Here is a 19,209-nt window from a genome sequence, read left to right as displayed (position 1 = left end):
CCGCACAGCGAATTTTTCGTCACCCGGGGCTTGGCGTCAATTACGACCCAAGATTCTTAGGAGTCAATGCATGGCTAAGCAGCTAGCATTCAACGAGGACGCACGTCGCGCCCTCGAGGCGGGTATCGACAAGCTCGCCGACACCGTCAAGGTAACCCTGGGCCCCCGCGGGCGCAACGTAGTGCTCGCCAAGGCTTGGGGCGCACCAACCATCACCAACGATGGTGTGACCATTGCCCGTGACATCGATCTAGAAGATGCCTACGAGAACCTTGGCGCACAGCTGGCCAAGGAAGTTGCCACCAAGACCAACGACGTGGCCGGTGACGGTACCACCACCGCCACCGTGCTGGCTCAGGCGCTGGTTAAGGAAGGTCTGAAGAACGTTGCCGCCGGCGCCGCCCCGGGCGACGTCCGCAAGGGCATCGAAGTGGCCACCGAGATTGTGGCCGAACGTCTGGCAGCTAACTCGGTAGCCGTGGAGGACAAGGTCGCCAACGTGGCCGCAATCTCCGCACAGTCCGAAGAAATCGGTGAATTGCTCGCCGAAGCCTTCAAGACCGTGGGTACCGACGGGGTCATCACCATCGAGGAATCTTCGACCACCGCCACCGAGCTGGTAGTGACCGAAGGTATGCAGTTCGACAAGGGCTACCTCTCACCACAGTTCGTCACCGACGTGGAACGTCAGGAAGCGGTGCTGGAAGATGCACTGATCCTGATCAACCCAACCAAGATCTCCACCGTGGCAGAATTCCTGCCACTGCTGGAAAAGGTGTTGGAAGCCAAGAAGCCACTGCTGATCATCGCCGAGGACATCGAGGGCGAAGCCCTGTCCACGCTGGTGGTCAACAAGATGCGCGGCCTGCTGAACGTGGTGGCCGTCAAGGCTCCAGGTTTCGGTGACCGCCGCAAGGCCATGATGCAGGACATCGCCATCCTCACCGGCGCGCAGGTTGTCTCCTCGGAGCTGGGCCTGTCGCTGGATCAGGTCGGTACCGAGGTTCTGGGTTCGGCCCGCCGCGTGACCATCACCAAGGATTCGACCACCATCGTTGATGGGGCTGGAACCGAAGAGGATGTCGCCGACCGTGTGGCCCAGCTGAAGGCTGAGATGGATCGCACTGATTCGGAATGGGATCGCGAGAAGCTCTCCGAGCGTCTGGCCAAGCTGGCTGGCGGCATCGGCGTGATCAAGGTTGGCGCAGCCACCGAAGTCGAGCTGAAGGAACGCAAGCACCGCATCGAAGATGCCGTCTCATCCACCCGTGCAGCTTTGGAAGAAGGCATTGTGGCCGGTGGCGGTACCGCCCTGGTTGATGCCCTTTCCGCATTGGACGAAGATGAGCGCGTCACTTCGGCGAGCGGGGATGTGGCAGCAGGCGTGGCCATTGTGCGCCGCGCCCTGACCAAGCCAGCCTTCTGGATCGCCACCAACGCCGGCTTCGACGGCTCGGTAGTGGTTTCCAAGGTAGCTGAGTCCCCAGCCAACGAAGGCTTCAACGCCAAGACCGGCGAGTACGAGAACCTGCTCAACGCCGGTGTCATTGACCCGGTGAAGGTGACCCGTTCGGCGCTGCGTAACGCGGCTTCGATTGCCTCCCTGGTCTTGACCACCGAAACCCTGGTAGCTGATAAGCCTGCCGAGGAAGCGGACGCCGAGTAACACCGGCAAGGTCAAAGTTTGACGCACACAACACACCCCCTGAGTGAAGCACTCAGGGGGTGTGTTCGTTGTGGTGAGAGGCATCTCCCGCACCGCTTACCGCGAGGTAAACGCCGTACTTGGTATGCTGGGGAGTCGACCAGCGACTTTTTTTATCCCTTGATTTTTCACGGCTGTCTCGAACCTTTGACTATGAATACACACCTCACCACTGGCAGTACCACCAAGCAACCCACGTCTCAGCCCGCGACCCCTCGCTCGGTGTTCCGCACCGACTTGCAGGGTCTGAGGGCGCTGGCCGTGCTGCTGGTGATGAGTTATCACATTTGGTTCAACAAGGTCTCTGGCGGCGTAGACATCTTCCTGATGCTCTCGGCCTTTTTCCTCACCGGTTCACTGACCCGGCAGATCACTTCCGGGCGCTGGCCCAACCCGCTGCGCTACTGGTTACGCACCTTTTCCCGGCTCATCGGCTTAGCCGCCGTCGTGATTGCCGCGGTGGTGGCCGCCAGCTGGATATTCTTACCCGGCACCCGCTGGGAGAAGATCATGGGGGAGGCGATGGCCTCACTGACCTACCAGCAGAACTGGGAACTGACCTCCAACCAGGTGGACTACTACGCCTTCAACACCGCCGCGGCTTCACCCCTGCAGCACTTTTGGTCCTTATCGGTTCAAGGACAAATCTTCATTATCTGGCCACTGCTGCTCATCGCTAGCGCCCTTCTTTGGCGCTATGTGCTGCGCCGATACCAGTTCACCACCGTGGCTCTCGGAGTCTTCGGGGCCGTCTTTGGCCTGTCACTGGGCTACTCGATTGCGCTGACCGCGAGTAACCAGCAGCTGGCCTACTTCCACACCGGTACCCGGATGTGGGAGTTCGCGCTGGGCTCGATCCTGGCGCTGGCATTGCCCTGGTTACAGACCTTCAACGAGCGGGCCCGCCGCATTGGCGGCTGGGTCGGGCTCGCGGTCATCATCAGCTGTGGCGCGTTGCTGGATGTTCAGGCCCAATTCCCCGGCTGGCTGGCTCTGGTACCCACTCTGGGTGCGGCCCTGCTAATCGTCGCCCCGGGCGAGCACATCCGGGCCAACCCCGCCAAGCTGCTCGGGATCAAACCCTTGGTGAAGCTGGGGGATATCTCCTATGGCATGTACCTGTGGCATTGGCCCATCCTGGTGTTCTACCTTCACCTGCGTCAGATCAGCAGAGTCGGTGTGCTCGACGGTGCGCTACTGATTCTGGTCTCGATCCTCTTAGCGGCGGCCAGCACCCGCTGGATCGAAAAGCCACTACGTCACTGGCAGCCACAATTCCCGGCGCTGCCCGGTCTAGGGCAGTTGCGTCCCAATGCCGCGTTCGCACAGGGGTTGACCTTGGTGTTGGGTCTGCTCTTGGTGTGGGCACCGGTCAACGTGTGGAAGTCCTCGGTGGAACACACCCGGGTGGCCGCCGCGGCGCAGACCGAGGAAGAAAACCCCGGAGCGATGGCATCCAGTGACTGGGATCCGCAACGCGCAAGCATTACTCTGCCGCTGAGCACCGAGCTGGCCAACGAATGGCAAAACCCTGGCCAGCCTTGTACCGGTGACTTCGCCCCGAACAGCCCCGACATCTACTTCTGCCAACAGGGCGGAGACTTAGAACGGACCCCGGACCTGGTGTTGCTGGGGGATTCACACATCCAGCACTGGAGCCAAGCGGTGGATGCGATGATCGAATCCACCGGTGGCAGCTGGATGATGTTGCACGAGCCGGGCTGCCGGTTGGGCGGAGAAGGACAGCACGATATCCAACGCTGCGAGTTCTTCCAGCAGGCCGCGGTGGACTATGTGGCCGAGCTATCCCCGAAAATGGTGCTCACCGTCGCCTCGGTTACCGGACAATGGCAAGACGAGTTTGGGCCCAGCGTCTCCGAACAGGAAGCCATCGCCCCGAACTACCAGCAGATGATCGCCCCACTACTGGAATCCGGGAGCCAGGTCATCGCCATGCGCGACACCCCACGCTACCCCTACAACATTCCCGAATGCGTGGAACGCTACCCGGACAACTTGGAAAACTGTTCCAGCCCGGTCACCGAACTGATGGCACTGAAAAACCCGGTGAAGAGCTTCCTGGCCGAAAATGACTACGGCAAGCAGGTCGTGTCCCTAGACATGACTCAGGTGCTCTGCCCGGATGGGCTATGCCAACCGGTCATCGGTAATGTGGTGACCTATTTGGATGATTCCCACTTGTCTAAGACCTTTGTGGCTAGCGCCCAGGAGATCTTCGCCCAGCGTTTCAGCAAAGCCACCGGCTGGAGCGGGCCCACAAACTAGCTCATCGGCTACGTTACTTTGGACACAAGCACCCTACAGGGAATCGCCGTGCAGGAAATATGGTTCTACCATGTAAACAACCGCCGATTCGCCCGAAAGGTTTCTACGTGACTGAGTTCAACCCCTTTGCCTTTGAAGGACTCACCTACGACGACGTGCTTCTGCTGCCTGGCCCGACGGACGTGATCCCCTCCGAAGCGGACACCACCACCCGTTTCACCAAGCGCATCAACATCGCCACCCCGATCAGCTCCGCTGCCATGGACACCGTCACCGAGGCCACCATGGCCATCGCACTGGCTCGACAGGGCGGCATCGGGGTGATCCACCGCAACCTGTCCATCGAGGATCAGGCCAAGCAGGTCGATCAAGTCAAGCGCAGCGAATCGGGCATGATCACCGACCCGGTCACCGTGCACCCCGGCGCCACCTTGGCCGAATGGGACGAACTGTGCGCCCAGTACCGCGTCTCCGGCCTGCCGGTGATCGATGAGAACCGCAAACTGCTGGGCATCATCACCAACCGCGACACCCGTTTTGTCCCTCGCGAAGAGTACCTGACCACCAAGGTCTACGAAGTGATGACCGGCATGCCGCTGATCACCGCCAAGGAAGGTGTGGCGCGCGAAAAAGTCATCGAACTGCTGTCGAAGAACCGCATCGAAAAGCTGCCACTGGTGGACGACGAAGGCGTACTGACCGGGCTCATCACCGTCAAGGATTTCGACAAGGCCGAACAGTACCCCTTGGCCACCAAGGACGATGACGGCCGGTTGCGCGTCGCCGCAGCCGTCGGCTTCTTCGGCGAAGGGTACGAACGCGCGATGACCCTGATCGACGCCGGCGTAGACGCGCTGGTGGTGGACACCGCCAACGGTCACAGCCAAGGCGTGCTGGATATGATCGCGCGGCTCAAGAAGGACCCAGCCGCTGCCCATGTGGACGTCATCGGTGGTCAGGCCGCCACCCGCGAGGGCGCCCAGGCACTAATCGACGCCGGTGCGGACGCCATCAAGGTGGGTGTGGGCCCCGGCTCCATCTGCACCACGCGCATCGTCGCCGGGGTGGGTGTCCCTCAGGTCACCGCCATCTACGAGGCCGCCAAAGCCGCCATCCCAGCCGGCGTACCACTGATCGCCGACGGCGGCCTGCAGTACTCCGGTGATATCGGCAAGGCCTTGGTCGCCGGTGCCGACTCCGTGATGCTCGGCTCGCTGTTGGCTGGCACCGCCGAATCCCCGGGCGACCTGGTTTTCATGAACGGTAAGCAGTTCAAAACCTACCGTGGCATGGGTTCACTGGGCGCCATGGAAACCCGCGGGAAGAACACGTCCTACTCCAAGGATCGTTACTTCCAGGCCGACGCCCCATCGAACGAAAAGCTGATCCCCGAGGGCATTGAAGGCCAGGTTCCATACCGTGGCCCACTATCGGCAGTGGTGCACCAGCTGGCCGGTGGCCTGCGCCAGACCATGTTCTACGTGGGCGGCCGCACCATTCCGGAGCTGAAGGAACGCGGCAAGTTCGTGCGCATCACCGCCGCGGGTCTGAAGGAATCCCACCCGCACGACATCATGATGACCGTCGAGGCACCGAACTACAAGTCCCGCTAGGTCAACAGAAACTACTCACCGGCCACCAGCAGTCAGTGGCCGCGGAGTCGTTCCGCCAAAGCCCCGCCCTGCGCGCCCCACCGGGTTGCGCAAGGCGGGGCTTTGGCGTGCCACCCCACTTATCCACACTTCACCGCCGACCACTGCCCACCGAGTGCTGTCGGTGGATACTAGGGCACATGAGTACCCGAGAGCTCCTAGCTAGCGCGGAAGCCCTACGCAGCCTGTTCGATGATGTGCAGGCCACCGTGGGGGATTCGGCGCTGCCTGGATTGGACGGTAGGCAAGTCCACGAGCTCTTTGCCCAAACCATCCGGCTCACCGCCAGCCTGCGCAAATACTTGGCAACTGACGATGACCCTCGGCTCGCACTGGAAATGGCTACTGCCGCCCACGCCTTGAGCGCCGAGGCCACACGCCTTCAACTGGTCGCGGCCGAACGTGTGAACGCCACCGCCGCCCACACTTTGGCGCAGGAAGAACTCGAAGCCCTGCGCAAGCATCCGGCGGACACCAGCACTCTTGCCCAACGCGCCACCGGCCGGCCCAGCTACAAGAACGCCGCCGAACTCCTCGCCAGTTGGACCCGCACCCCACACAAGGCAACCAGCCGGCTGGTGAACGACGCCCTGGACCTAGTGGCTCGGCGCGATATGGCCGGATTTCGCGTTCCACCCAGATTCCCGCAACTCAGTGAGCGCTTCTTTGACCCCAAACACAACCCCGAAGCCGTGCGTGAAATCAGTCAGAAACTGGCCCGTGTGGAACCGCCGGACACCACCTTCGACGGGATTATCAGCGAGCCCACCTTGCGGCACACCGATGGACGCACCCTGCAAGAACACGCCGCCGAATCGCTGGATCAGGAATTCACCGCCAGCGCCGCGGCCAAAAAGGTGGAGGCTCTGATTGCCGCGGCCGCGCATGACCCGCAAAGAGCCACCGCCGCTTCGCTGCGCCGCGGCATGTTCAAACTACCTCCGAAAAACCCGCATCTTTGTGAATACCTGCTGCGCACCACCACCTTGGAAGGCGCCCTGATTGATTCCCATTGTGCTCGATCCAATAGTCCACGTACTCAGGCGGGACAACTCGCCCGAGTCAACCCGGCCTCCGCACACCCACCAAGCCCGGCCGGTAGCCCGCAGCTCAATACTCGGCAAGACGTGCCCGACTTCCTCCCGGAAGGTGCCGAAACCGCCCGGTGGAGTGAGGGTGACTTCCAACCCGCGGAAGCCAGTCCTCCCGAACGTGCCCTCAACGCCTTTTTGAATCTGCTGGAATTTGAAGCTATCGAACCCACGGCACCACCTACCAACATCGCTCCGTCCTCGGAAGACGATACAGAACCCCTATTTGATCTCGACGATCCGGGCGCCGAGGAGGTGTTGGATGAGGAACTGTCCCAGTCTGAAGACTCCGTCGAACTCACCGCGTCCGACGATCCGCACAACTCCAGTGAACAGCAGCGGCCCCGCAAGCGCATCCGCCCGCTAGTGATTGCTCACCTGTATATGCAGGACCTGCAAAACAGCGCCAGTTGGTATGCCGAAACCCAGCACGGGGTAAACCTCCCGGCCGAAGCTCTGCGGCAATTGCTCTGCAAAGCAGACATTTTGCCCGCGGTGTTCAACTCTGACGGAGCACTTCTTGACTTCGGCCGCCGACGCAGACTGGTGCCGGACATCCTGCAAAAAGCAGTGCTTGCCCGAGACCGCTACTGCATTGTGCCCGGCTGCACCCGCTCGGTGGAGCATCTGGACTTTCACCATGTGATTCCCTTCAGCCAAGGTGGCCGGACAAACCTGAACAATATCGTTCCGGCCTGCCGTAGTCACCACATGGAACTAGACCTTGGTCTCATCCACGTGCGTTGGTGCCAGGACCTGCCGTGGGTGTTGCTACCCCCGGATCGAGACCCGGACCAGCGATTACGCCGCAACTACGTGCCACCCGGGGTGCCAATCTCACTGGCCGCAGCCGATACCGGCTAAGCCTCCGACCGTAATCACCGGTGTCTTCGCACCCGCGCCACAACCCGTAGAATGATTCGATGGCGGCGCGAGGTGCGCGTGCGGGGATCATTCCGCCCAGGGCGCCGGAAGATGAAGGATTGACAGGCCATGTCGCAACCCAAGAATTTGAAGAAACTGACCCGCGCCCGGATGGAGCGCACCGGAGAAAGCTATACCACCGCGCGTAAAGCGATTCTCACCAACCGTCCCGAACCGGTCAGCGCACAAAACGCTGCTAAACGCACCGCGCAATCTCAGTCCGCCAAGGCCCAAGCCGCCCCGGCCGTCGAGCTGACCGAAGAACTTCCCGAATACCCGGCCCCGGACGATGTCCAGCAGTACGATGCCGCCCTCTGGCATCGGGTGCTCACCCAGGCCGGCGTCACCCACCCACTCACCGGCGAACCGCTAAGCGAAGCGCTGCTCTTTGGTCTGGGCGGTGGCATCGGTTTCATGCTGCACAGTTTCAGCGAAGCTCAGACGTTCAGTCTCGCCCTGACAACCCGCGCCCACCCCGAACCTTTCAGTGCGAACCTCGTTGAGCGCAGCGGCACCAAGGTGCGCATCCGCACCACCGGTAATGCTCAAGCCGCCGCCGCGAACCTCGATGCCGGACTGGATGCCGGACGCGCCATCGTCGTGCGGGTATCCCGCGCGGCACTACCCTGGATCAATCCTGCCGAGGTGGATCCGGCCGACACCATTGATGTGGCGGTGCTCGGGGAAATGGACGATGCTCTGCTCATCGACGCGGGCACCGACCAGCTAGAACTCATCAGCCCGGAAGATTTAGCTACCGCGCGCGCCAAACACAAGCGCGATAAGAACTACTGTGCCTGGGTACCCTCACGCCGTGCGCCAAAGCCAGACCTATTGCGCGTCAGTGTGCTCGCCAGTCTGGAACAAGCTACCGGCCGAATGCTGGGCAGCAGTGAGCTGCCGGGCTTACCCGCCCACTATGCACGCAACTTCGGGGTGGCCGGTATGCGGCAATTCGCCGAACGCCTCAGCGACACCACCGGGGAAACCGGCTGGCCCCAGCTACTAGCCAGCGACACCCTGCGCCATGAGGCCCTGCGCCAGCTCGACCAATTCCTCAGCGAGCGTCGTTTCGCCGCCACCGATGGTTTCCGTGGTCTCTTTGCAGCCTTCCTCAACGAGGCCGCGCAGCTGCCGGAGCTCAGCCCCCTAGCCGCGCACACCGCAACCTACCAGCAGCTCACCGAACGCTGGAAGAGCTTCACCAGTGGACTGCGGCAGAGCCTCACCGGAGAGCTCGACATCGACGCTCTGGCCAACCTGGGAACCGAACTCCACGCGCTCGCCGATGCCGAAAGCAGTGCCGCCACCGCGCTCAGCGACACCGTAGAAAAGCTAGCGGGACACTAATCTCACAGGTTTCCTGGCGTCCAGAAGTAACGCAAAGAACAATAAGCGCCACGGAACTTGATAACCTAGTTCGGTGACTAACGAGATTGAGATTGGCCGCGGCAAGCGAGCCACCCAGGCATATTCCCTCGACGACGTGGCCATCGTGCCCAACCGGCGAACCCGGGACCCTAAAGATGTCTCGGTGTCCTGGCAAATCGACGCCTTCCAACTAGAAACCCCCATTCTGGGTGCCCCGATGGACTCGGTCATGAGCCCGGCCACCGCCATCCAGCTAGGCCGCCTCGGCGGTCTCGGCGTACTGAATTTGGAAGGACTGTGGACCCGTTACGAGAACCCACAGGCCATTCTGGATGAGATCGCCGGCCTACGCTCGGAGAGCGAACGCCGCAGCGACCCCAAAATCACCGCAAAGCTTCAAAAACTGTATGGCGCACCGATCCAGCCCGAACTGATCACCTCGCGGATCTCCGAAATCCGTGAAGCCGGTGTCGTGGTTGCTGGTTCGCTCACCCCACAGCGCACCCAGGAGCACTACCAAACCGTCATTGATGCCGGGGTGGACATCTTCGTCATCCGCGGCACCACCGTCTCAGCCGAGCACGTCTCGAAGACCACCGAACCGCTGAACCTGAAGCAATTCATCTACGAACTGGACGTCCCAGTGATCGTGGGCGGCGCCGCCGGTTACACCCCGGCGATGCACCTGATGCGCACCGGTGCGGCCGGCGTACTGGTCGGCTTTGGTGGCGGGGCCACTAGCACCACCCGCCGTACCTTCGGCATCCATTCGCCGATGGCGTCGGCGATCTCGGATGTTGCCGCCGCCCGTCGCGACTACCTCGAAGAGTCCGGCGGCCGCTACGTGCACGTCATCGCCGACGGCGGAGTGGGCAGTTCCGGGGACATCGTTAAGTCCTTGGCCATGGGAGCCGACGCCGTCATGCTGGGTGCCGCACTGGCCCGTGCCGAGGAAGCACCGGGCCAAGGCTGGCACTGGGGTATCGAAGCTGCACACGAAACCAGCCCACGCGGGGACCGGGTGCCGGTAGGTACCGTCGCCCCGTTGGAGGAACTGCTCTTCGGCCCCTCGCACGAGACCACCGGTAGCTCCAACTTGGTCGGTGCCCTGCGCCGCGCCATGGCCACCACAGGCTACTCCACACTCAAGGAATTCCAGCGCGTGGACGTCGTAGTTTCACCATACGAAGCCGACCGCTTCTAATTGATTTAACTGTGGGCCGTCCTGCCTGTGCGTACAGGTAGACCGGCCCACAAACTTTTAACCCCGGAAGCCGCCGCCATACCGGCAGTACCACCCCAACGAAGAACGCCTGCAAAGAGTTCCCCCGCCGCGCAGATCGGGCTGAGGGAATAATCTCACGTCTCACGCATTGGCTCTTCTACAAGGAATCGAAGTACGGTAGATACGTGCTAAAAACCGCCCTGAAACCCAAATGGATCGCCGCATTACTCGGTGCGCTGCTCATCTCCACCGGATTTGTGTTGCTTTCGGGGTGGCAGTTCGGCTCCTCAACTACCGAGCCGCCGGTCAAAGCGGAGAAGACCGAGGTTGCGGTCCCACTGACTGAGCACTTCATGCCCGGCGATGAACTTCTCGGGATCAAGGCCGACCAGATAGTCGAATTCGAAGGACAGTTCATCCCCGACACCGAGGTGATCGTGGAGAACCGGGTTCACGAAGAGCAACTAGGATTCTGGGTGCTCAGCGCCTTCGCTGTGGACGGTGCCCCCGACGCGGAAGCAATCACCGTGGTCCGTGGCTGGCAGGCCGAAGCTAATCCACCGGCCGAAGCCCCTGACGGAACCGTGAACATCACCGGGCGTTTGATTCCGCCCGAAGGCCCGGTACTCAAGCGCGACGTGCGCGAACCCTACTTTGATTCGGTCTCCAGCGCGGAGTTGTCCAACTACTGGGATCTGCCACTGTATTCCGGTTTTGTCGCCATCCACGAGCTGAGCAACGAAGCGGGACCTGCTACTGAACAAGGCCTAGAACTAATCCACGTGGGCATGCCCGAACAGGAAGCCCAAATTAACTGGCTGAACGTGTTCTATGGGATCGAGTGGGTCGTCTTTGCCGGGTTTGCCGTTTTCCTCTGGTACCGCTTGGTGCGCGATGACTACCAGCGCGAACTAGATGAAGTCGCCCAAGCGGCCGCGGACGCGCACCGCAATGCCGACTCGGATCCGCAACAGAACAGCTAAATATTTCTCAACCCCGTGTCAGCGGAAGGAACAGTATGTCCACCCCGAACCCCTCCAGCACGCCGCGTAAATTTGGTGGTACTCCGGCGCAGATTAAGTCGGCGCTGACTTTTTACAAGGTACTGTCCTGGGCCACGGGCATCATGCTCTTGCTGCTGGTGCTGGAAATGATCTTCAAATACTTCTGGCAGTTGGAACTGTTCGTCGGCGGCACCTTGATCGACGGCACCGCAAACACCCTGGGTATGTTCAACCGTGCTGAGGTGGCCGGCGGTATTAACATCTCGCTGATGATTCTGATCGTGCATGGCTGGATGTACGTGGTCTACCTGTTTGCTGACTTCCGTCTCTGGTCGATGATGCGTTGGCCATTCATGCGCTTTATCACCATTGCACTGGGCGGCGTGGTCCCATTCCTGTCTTTTTTCGTTGAGAAAAAGGTGCACAAGGAAGTGGAAGCGGAGCTGGCACGCTTCCCCAAGGCGGCCAAGCGTTACTAGTTATCAGAATTTTTCAATGGGGGAATCAAACAACAATGAGCGTTGGCGGATTCTTCATTAGGCATACGCCCTGAGACTGTAATTATCTACGGGCACGACGATGCCATGGCTCAGAGCACAAAAAAGAGAACCGATGTTAGCAGGACATCGGCTCTCTTTTTTATTCAAGTACTTCGTTGAGAGAACGAAATGTATCGAGGGTTAACTCCGAATCTGCGGCCAGACTCCGAACTAACTTTTCAAGGCTTTACCCAAGTTGAATTCAAAGCCTTCCGGTGAATTGTAAATGAGAATCCCGTCAAGACTTGGTACTTCCATGACGATGACCCCACTGCCTTTTTCTGCCGGCCCAAAAATGGTGGGAAGGACGCCTTCCGCGGTCTCACAGACTATGCCGCTGGAGTCGTTTAGATCCCCACCCCATGTCTTACCAGAGGCATCAATGTACTTCCACAAGAACGGGTCGAAAGATATCCCAGAATTCAAGGGTGGGGTGGTTAATGCCGTGGTTGTTTCTACGGTCAGATGAACCGCTATGCGCTCGCGCCCGGGAGCAGGCTCAGGATAGTCCGGATAATCGCACCTTGGATTCGTGTCAATCCAGTCGACGCGAAATTTGACTGTTGGGTCTCCACTGTTATCCAGATATGCGGCTGGTTCTCCCATCTCCTTCACGAGGTTTCCACGAATGCTGAGGTTACGATCAGTAGGTTCAGGAGACGCAGAAGAAGTCGTTGGCTTCGGAGCGGGTGGCGCATCCAACTCGATTGGAGTTTCATCTGTCGTTGTTGAGCCACAGCCAGTGAGCAGTAAGAGCAGAGCTGCGATTGATGCGCCTGAGAATTTTCTGAACATACGCTGATAGTAAACGAACATCGCCTGATTTGAGGCTTTTGCGAATCTCGCGCGACTGACCGCAGGAATTTTTGTTTGACGCGTGGTTAGGTGGTGATTTTCGCGCCGTGCCTGAATAAGGTGCGCAGGTGATGCGGATGACAAGACCCGAAGTATTTTCACCCCGAGCGTTCCTAGTAGACTAGGGCTGTGACTACTGCGCCCCTCACCACAGACCATCAACCGGTTCTTGTCGTCGATTACGGGGCCCAATACGCGCAGCTGATTGCTCGGCGTGTGCGTGAGGCCCGCGTATATTCGGAGATCGTTCCGCACACCATGCCCCTAGAGAAGATGCTGGCCAAGAACCCGGCCGCAATCATTCTCTCCGGTGGCCCCTCTAGCGTTTACGCCGAGAACGCCCCGAGCGTTGACCCGGCCCTGTTCGAAGCCGGTGTCCCGGTTCTGGGTATCTGCTATGGCTTCCAGGCCATGGCCAACGCCCTGGGCGGCACCGTCGCCGAGACCGGTTTGCGCGAATACGGCCGCACCGAGACCGAGTTCTCCGGTGGCCCCCGCTCAATTCTGGCCGGTGCCCACACCCCACCGACGGTGTGGATGAGCCACGGTGATGCGGTTACCGCAGCCCCCGAAGGTTTTGAAACGCTGGCCACCACCGCCGGTGCCCCGGTTGCCGCTTTCGCGAACGATGCCAAGAAGCTCTACGGAGTGCAGTGGCACCCAGAGGTCAAGCACTGCGAATTCGGTCAGAATGTGTTGGAGAACTTCCTCTACGACGGTGCCGGACTAGCCGCCGACTGGACCGCCGGTTCCATCGCCGATGAGCAGATCGAACGCATTCGCGCTCAGGTCGGCAACGGTAAGGCCATCTGTGGTCTGTCTGGCGGCGTGGACTCCGCGGTCGCTGCCGCGCTGGTGCAGCGCGCCATCGGTGAGAACCTCACCTGCGTGTTCGTGAACCACGGGCTATTGCGTGAAGGTGAAGCCGAGCAGGTGGAGAAGGACTTCGTCGCCGCCACCGGTGCCAAGCTGTACATCGCCGATGAGCGTGAACGCTTCCTCACCGCGCTCGATGGTGTCACCGACCCAGAAACTAAGCGCAAGATCATTGGCCGCGAATTCATCCGCGCCTTCGAAGCTGCCGAGATCGCCATCTTGGAAGCCGAAAAGGATAAGGGTGAGCCGGTGAAGTTCCTGGTTCAGGGCACCCTGTACCCGGATATTGTCGAATCCGGTGGCGGCGAAGGTACCGCAAACATCAAGAGCCACCACAACGTGGGTGGCCTGCCCGAGGACCTGCAGTTCGAACTGGTGGAGCCACTGCGCACCTTGTTCAAGGACGAAGTGCGCGCCGTGGGCCGCGAGTTGGGTCTGCCCGAAGAAATTGTGGGCCGTCAGCCATTCCCAGGCCCGGGTCTGGGCATCCGCATCATTGGTGCGGTCAACGAGGAACGGTTGAGCATCCTGCGCAAGGCCGACGCGATCGCCCGCGAAGAGCTAACCAATGCCGGACTGGACAATGAAGTTTGGCAGATGCCGGTGGTGCTGCTGGCTGACGTCCGTTCGGTCGGCGTGCAAGGCGATGGCCGCACCTACGGTCACCCGATCGTACTGCGCCCGGTCTCCTCGGAAGATGCGATGACCGCGGACTGGTCACGGCTGCCATATGACTTGCTGGCGCGGATCTCTAACCGCATCACCAACCAGGTCGATGGGGTCAACCGCGTGGTGCTGGATGTCACCTCCAAGCCACCGGGAACCATCGAATGGGAGTAATCCCACGCTAGAACGTGCAGGCGGAAGCTACCTTCCGCCGCCGCAGCTACCACCGCTGGTGGGGTGCGGCGGCAAGGGTAGGTTCCGCCGCAGTTCTTTAAACAGTGTTTCGTGGCGGCTAACCGGGGGCTCAGTGCACTACGTTAGGAAGTGGCGGATTCCGTGCCAAAACAGCTGAGGTGGCGCTCAGCCGGGCCACGGAGCACACCGGGAACCGGGTACCGCTCAGGGATGTGAACGAAGGGAATGACTGTCGTGACTAGTGGCCGTACTGCTGCTGCCGAACGTGTAGCCAATTGGGTGAAAACCCTGGGCCAGGGAACCGGGGCGGATACCACCCTGAGATTTGCTCCGTCGACGTCCAACAGTATCGACATTACGCACGCCAACCCCTCCGGTCTGGCCCAATTCCTCGCCGGACGACGCACCCGGCTCTCCACCCTCTTGCACGATGCCGAGCAGTTCTCTCAGGCCCGTCGCACCGCACGGGCACTGGATGCGAAGATCGCCGAGCTCTGGGAGGAGCGCGGCATCGACGTGGGCTACCTCGCCGCCGGGGTCTCCAACTGGCGCGCCACCCATGAGGGGCGCTCCGAGGCGGTCTCCGCCCCGATTATGCTCGGCCGCATCAAGCTCACCCGGCACCTAGATCAGGATGACTACGACATTCAGCTGGTGGGTCAGGCCATCGTCTCTCCGGCCTTTATCCGCCAGATTCAGGCCGATCACCAGCACACCATCGATACCCAGGCGGTGCACGCCGCCGCCTACTCGATCGCCCGCTTTGACCCGGTGCGGGGCATGGATGCCCTGCGTTCCCAGCTCTCCGAGGTCCCCGGCGTGGTCATCGGCCATCGCCTGCTGATTTCCACCTTCGCTGATCTGACCGACCCGGCCGACCCGGCCAAGCTTTCGGCCCACCACCCCGTGATTTCCGGGCTCATCAACCACACCGAAAATGCCGCGCGGGCCGATGCGCAGGCTTCGGTCACCGGCGATGCAGCCAAGGCCGAATCCCTGCCGGAAGCGGACACCGTAGCTGAGGTAGGCTCCAGCGCCGAGTCTCAGGATGCCGAGCAGCACCCGGCCAACACCGGTTCGCGTTTCCGCCGGGTAGCTGAACGCTTGAAGGAGAGCACCCGGAAACGGGAAGAGGGTAGCGATCCGGAGCCGCTGCGCGCGCTGCAACGGATCCACACCGGCACCCAGGTGATCGCCAAGTCCTCCGATGAGCGTGACCCGGCAGATGAGCTCTACCTGTTAGATGCCGACGAGTCGCAGTCTAAAGTGCTGGACTATGTGGCCGCCGGCGAATCGGTAAGCGTCAACGCTGCCGCCGGAACCGGGGGCACGCAGACCGCGCTGAATGCCGCCGCGCTGCTCGCCGCGCAGGGCAAACGCGTCCTGGTGATCGCCGAGCAGCGTTCAGCCGCTGAGGAGTTCGTCGCCCGCTTCAATGAGAAGCTCGACGCCGCGAGCCTGCTTTTGGGCCCGAATGAGGACCCCGACGCGCTGCGCCGGCAGCTCACCCGTGCCATCTTGCGTAATGAGCAGGCCACCGAGCCGCACCTAGAAAAACTCTTCGAGAAGCTGCGCGATCACCGCAACACCCTGCAACAGCATGTGAAGTCGTTGCATTCGGTACGTAGCCGCTGGGGTTGTTCGCCCTATCAGGCGATGCAGGAGCTGGCTCGTCTCTCGGCACTGGAACCGGCACCGTCCACCACGGTCCGGCTCAAGCGTTCGGTCCTGGACTCCATGGGGCAGCGCGGGCACGTGGCCGCGCAGCTCAAGCGTGCCGCGCAACTCGGTGCGTTCAGCAAGGAGCACACCTCCAGTCCCTGGTACGGGGCCCCGCTACGCAACCAAACCCAAACCGAACAGGCACTGAATCTGGCCTCCGGGTTGGGTCGAGACCTGCCGATCCTGCACGAACACATGGTCGAGGTGGCTAAGAAGTCGCAGATCCGGCTGGAGGAAAGCTACGACAAGTGGGGGGACCAGCTGCAACTGCTGGTCGCCGTGCGTGGTTCCTTAGATAAGTTTGAACCCGATATTTTCGAAGGTGACATCGACGATCTGATCGCCGCCACCGCTTCCAGCCAATGGCGGCGGGAGCACGGGGTGGAGATGGGTTCCATCGTCCGCTCCCGGCTGCGGAAGATCGCTAAGGAGTACGTGCGCCCGGGAATGCATGTGGCGGATCTGCAGTCCGCGTTGCAAGCCATTTCCGAGCAGCGCGAAGCATGGCGCGCCTACGCCACCAGCCAGCGCAACCCGTCCGTGCCCGGCGGGTTGTTGGATGTGGAGGCCGGCTATCACGATGCCGGGGCGCGCATCGATTCGCTTGCCGAAATGCTCCCGCCACAATTGGGTGCCAGACTGCGCGAAATGCCGGTGCAGCAACTGCTGGACACCATCGCCAGCTTGGTGGACCGGGCCGAGGACCTGAAAGAACTGCCCGAACGCACCATCATTTCCGAACAGCTCACCCAGGCCGGGTTGGGGGACTTGCTCAGCGACTTTGCCGAGCGGGAAATCGGTGCCGATGAGGTGGACGCCGAACTGGAATTAGCCTGGTGGCAGTCCGCTCTGGAAGCGATGATCTCCGGCGATGATTTCCTGGCGATGAACGACGGCGCCAAGCTGGAGAAGATCGAGGCCGACTACCGGCTGGCCGATGGCGCGCACATTGCCGCCGGACCCGAGCGGGTGCGTTGGGCACTGGCGAAAAACTGGAAGGGCGCGCTGGCCGACCATCGAGCCGGCGCCCGCGAGCTGCGCAGCATGCTCAAGGACGGCCAGCCGTCGGTGGCCAAGCTACTTGACTTGGGTGCAGCACTAGCTAATTCGCTCACCCCGGTCTGGGTGGCCGCCCCCTTATTGCTGGGCACCGCACTACCGGATGATGCGCAATTCGATGCGGTGATCCTGCTGGACGCGAACTATCTGACCTTGCGCGAAGTGCTGGACGCAATCCGCCGCTCCACTCAGGTCATCGCCGTAGGTGACCTGATGCTCGGCGGGCCTAAGCCCTTCGAAGTCTCCGTGGACCCCACCGCCCGGTTGGGGGAGCGCGGCAGTGAGATCTCCGCCCTGCAGGCGCTGAACTCGGTGCTGGTCACCACTTCGCTCTCCACCGTGTACCGCGGCATCGATGAGGGGCTGGTGGAGCAGCTCTCCCACGCCTACTACGATTCAAAGCTCTCCCGGCTACCCGGGGCGGCTTCACTGTCCTACACCGCGCCACGGCTCTCCAGCCGGTTTGTGCCCGATGCTACCGGCACCCTTTCCAGCTCCGAAGAAGGGGTGCAAACCACCGCGGCCGAGGTCGCCCAGGTGGTGGATCTGGTCTTTAGCCACTTCACACGCAACGGCAATGAATCCTTGGCCGTGATCGCTTCGAACCGGGTGCATGCCGCAGCCATCGCCGAAGCCATCCGGGTGCAGCTGCCGAACCACCGCTATGCGATGGAGTTCTTCCGCAGCAAGCACGAACCGTTCGTGGTGACCACCATGGATCGGCTCATCGGCTTGCGTCGCGACGCAGTAATCTTCGCCTGGGGGTACGGACGCACCCCGCACGGCAAGGCACTGCATGAATTCGGTGCGCTCTCCCGGCAAGACGGCGACGACCTGTTCGTTGCCGCGATGACCCGCGCCCGCAAACGCATGGTGCTGGTCTCCAGCCTGCTGCCCGAAGACGTGGACCTCAGCCGGGTCTACCGTGGTGCCCGCCAGTTCTTCGAACTCTTTGGCCGGGTGCACGCAGGGGACTCGGGAGTCAGCACCGATCGCGCCGTCCGGCACGACCCACTGGTGGCGGACCTCGCCAAACGGCTGCGCGAACGCGGGGCCATCGTGACCGAGAACTACCGCGGGGTGCTGGACCTTTCGGCTCACGTGTTAGAAACTGTTGATGCCGCGGTGCGCCCATTGGCCGTGGTGTATGACGGCACCGAACACTACTCCAACCTCACGGTGCGCGAACGTAGCCGGCTGCGTCCGGACTTCTTCGAGAACAACGGCTGGCGTTACCTGCCGTTGTGGACCATTGATGTGTTCACCGACCCCACCGCGGTGGCCGATCGGTTGGCCAGCTACCTGAATTTGGCCAAGCCAGAGACCAGCGAACCAGAACAGGATTCACGGGCAAACCTGAAGGTGGCTAAACCGGTCCCGGCCAGCTCCGTCACCGCCCACACGAAACCGGCCGAACCGGTCAGTGCTTCGGCCAGTTCCGGCAATGGTCAAGCCGCCCCGGCTGCCGAGAAACCCGCATCCGCTGCGCAAAACACAGCGGATTCGGTGAGCTCGGCTAAGGACGCGGTGGAGCCAGCGGAGCAGGCAAAAGAACCGGAAGCCAAACAATCCCCGGCTGCCAGCGAGCCACGCACCCCGGCTCCCATCCCAGCCAGCACGCAGCTGAAGGACCAGCCAAAGAAGTGAACGACGAGGTCAACACCGCAGTCAACGCCACCGACGGCGAGGAGCAACCCACCGGGGTCAGCTCCTCGCCGTCGGCGGCTAACCCAGCACCTTCGGCCGAACTCAAACCCAAACGCCGCCGGCGGGTGGTCTCCCAACCGCAATCATTGAATGTGACAACCGAGCTCACCGGCAGCTTCAACTCCTTGCCACGGCCTCAGTCGGTGGAGCAGGCAGAGGTCAACAGCACCACCGCAGCCCGCTATCAGCCCTCGCCACCGCAGGCGGCCGACCCGTTAGCGGGCTTACAAGCCAAAGAAGATGAGCTCTCCGGGTGGGGAGAAAAGACCGAGGATTTGAGCGAACGGCTCAACCGCGAAAAACCTCCACACTGGGGTTAAACCAAACTCCTG

The 19,209-nt window shown here is 61.6% G+C and carries 12 protein-coding genes; 11 read left to right on the top strand and 1 reads right to left on the bottom strand.

Translation table 11 applies throughout. The features are described from left to right. Window positions 1-70: 70 nt before the first annotated feature. From groL to ACQQZ8_RS10580, 8 genes are all read left to right on the top strand, one after another. Window positions 71-1,666 carry a chaperonin GroEL gene (gene groL, locus ACQQZ8_RS10615; RefSeq protein WP_431709802.1) on the top strand — a complete coding sequence of 532 codons (1,596 nt, stop codon included), beginning with the start codon at window positions 71-73 and terminating at the stop codon, window positions 1,664-1,666. A 192-nt stretch (window positions 1,667-1,858) separates the two neighbouring features. Beyond that, on the top strand, window positions 1,859-3,991 hold the full coding sequence (locus tag ACQQZ8_RS10610) for an acyltransferase family protein (protein WP_431709801.1): 2,133 nt from the start codon (window positions 1,859-1,861) through the stop codon (window positions 3,989-3,991). A 107-nt stretch (window positions 3,992-4,098) separates the two neighbouring features. Continuing rightward, window positions 4,099-5,604 carry an IMP dehydrogenase gene (gene guaB / locus ACQQZ8_RS10605; RefSeq protein ID WP_431709800.1) on the top strand — a complete coding sequence of 502 codons (1,506 nt, stop codon included), beginning with the start codon at window positions 4,099-4,101 and terminating at the stop codon, window positions 5,602-5,604. Window positions 5,605-5,783: 179 nt separating this feature from the next. Then, complete coding sequence (locus tag ACQQZ8_RS10600; RefSeq protein WP_431709799.1) at window positions 5,784-7,598, top strand: HNH endonuclease signature motif containing protein; 1,815 nt, start codon at window positions 5,784-5,786, stop codon at window positions 7,596-7,598. A gap of 129 nt (window positions 7,599-7,727) precedes the next feature. Then, complete coding sequence (locus tag ACQQZ8_RS10595; protein ID WP_431709798.1) at window positions 7,728-9,008, top strand: DUF4872 domain-containing protein; 1,281 nt, start codon at window positions 7,728-7,730, stop codon at window positions 9,006-9,008. A 73-nt stretch (window positions 9,009-9,081) separates the two neighbouring features. Continuing rightward, window positions 9,082-10,233: a GuaB3 family IMP dehydrogenase-related protein gene (locus ACQQZ8_RS10590; RefSeq protein WP_431709797.1), complete on the top strand. Its 1,152-nt coding sequence runs from the start codon at window positions 9,082-9,084 to the stop codon at window positions 10,231-10,233. Window positions 10,234-10,439: 206 nt separating this feature from the next. Then, complete coding sequence (locus ACQQZ8_RS10585) at window positions 10,440-11,237, top strand: SURF1 family protein (protein ID WP_431709796.1); 798 nt, start codon at window positions 10,440-10,442, stop codon at window positions 11,235-11,237. Between the two features lie 35 nt (window positions 11,238-11,272). After that, a complete protein-coding gene (locus ACQQZ8_RS10580; RefSeq protein ID WP_431709795.1) occupies window positions 11,273-11,737 on the top strand; it encodes a DUF3817 domain-containing protein in 465 nt (154 codons plus the stop codon). A gap of 231 nt (window positions 11,738-11,968) precedes the next feature. On the opposite strand, the gene ACQQZ8_RS10575 is transcribed toward ACQQZ8_RS10580, so the two are convergent. Then, complete coding sequence (locus ACQQZ8_RS10575; RefSeq protein WP_431709794.1) at window positions 11,969-12,736, bottom strand: hypothetical protein; 768 nt, start codon at window positions 12,734-12,736, stop codon at window positions 11,969-11,971. A 45-nt stretch (window positions 12,737-12,781) separates the two neighbouring features. Between ACQQZ8_RS10575 and guaA the strand changes: the two genes are divergently transcribed. From guaA to ACQQZ8_RS10560, 3 genes are all read left to right on the top strand, one after another. Next, window positions 12,782-14,368 (top strand): glutamine-hydrolyzing GMP synthase, encoded by a 1,587-nt coding sequence (gene guaA, locus ACQQZ8_RS10570; RefSeq protein WP_431709793.1) that lies wholly within the window; start codon window positions 12,782-12,784, stop codon window positions 14,366-14,368. A 246-nt stretch (window positions 14,369-14,614) separates the two neighbouring features. After that, on the top strand, window positions 14,615-18,817 hold the full coding sequence (locus tag ACQQZ8_RS10565; RefSeq protein WP_431709792.1) for a DUF4011 domain-containing protein: 4,203 nt from the start codon (window positions 14,615-14,617) through the stop codon (window positions 18,815-18,817). Beyond that, on the top strand, window positions 18,814-19,197 hold the full coding sequence (locus ACQQZ8_RS10560; protein ID WP_431709791.1) for a hypothetical protein: 384 nt from the start codon (window positions 18,814-18,816) through the stop codon (window positions 19,195-19,197). Before ACQQZ8_RS10565 ends, ACQQZ8_RS10560 begins: the two co-directional genes overlap by 4 nt. The last annotated feature ends 12 nt before the right edge of the window (window positions 19,198-19,209 follow it).

Source organism: Glutamicibacter uratoxydans, from assembly GCF_050753455.1.
GTDB lineage: Bacteria > Actinomycetota > Actinomycetes > Actinomycetales > Micrococcaceae > Glutamicibacter > Glutamicibacter uratoxydans_A.
Note: the sequence above shows the minus strand (reverse complement) of the source record. Positions and strands in the feature narration are given on the sequence as shown.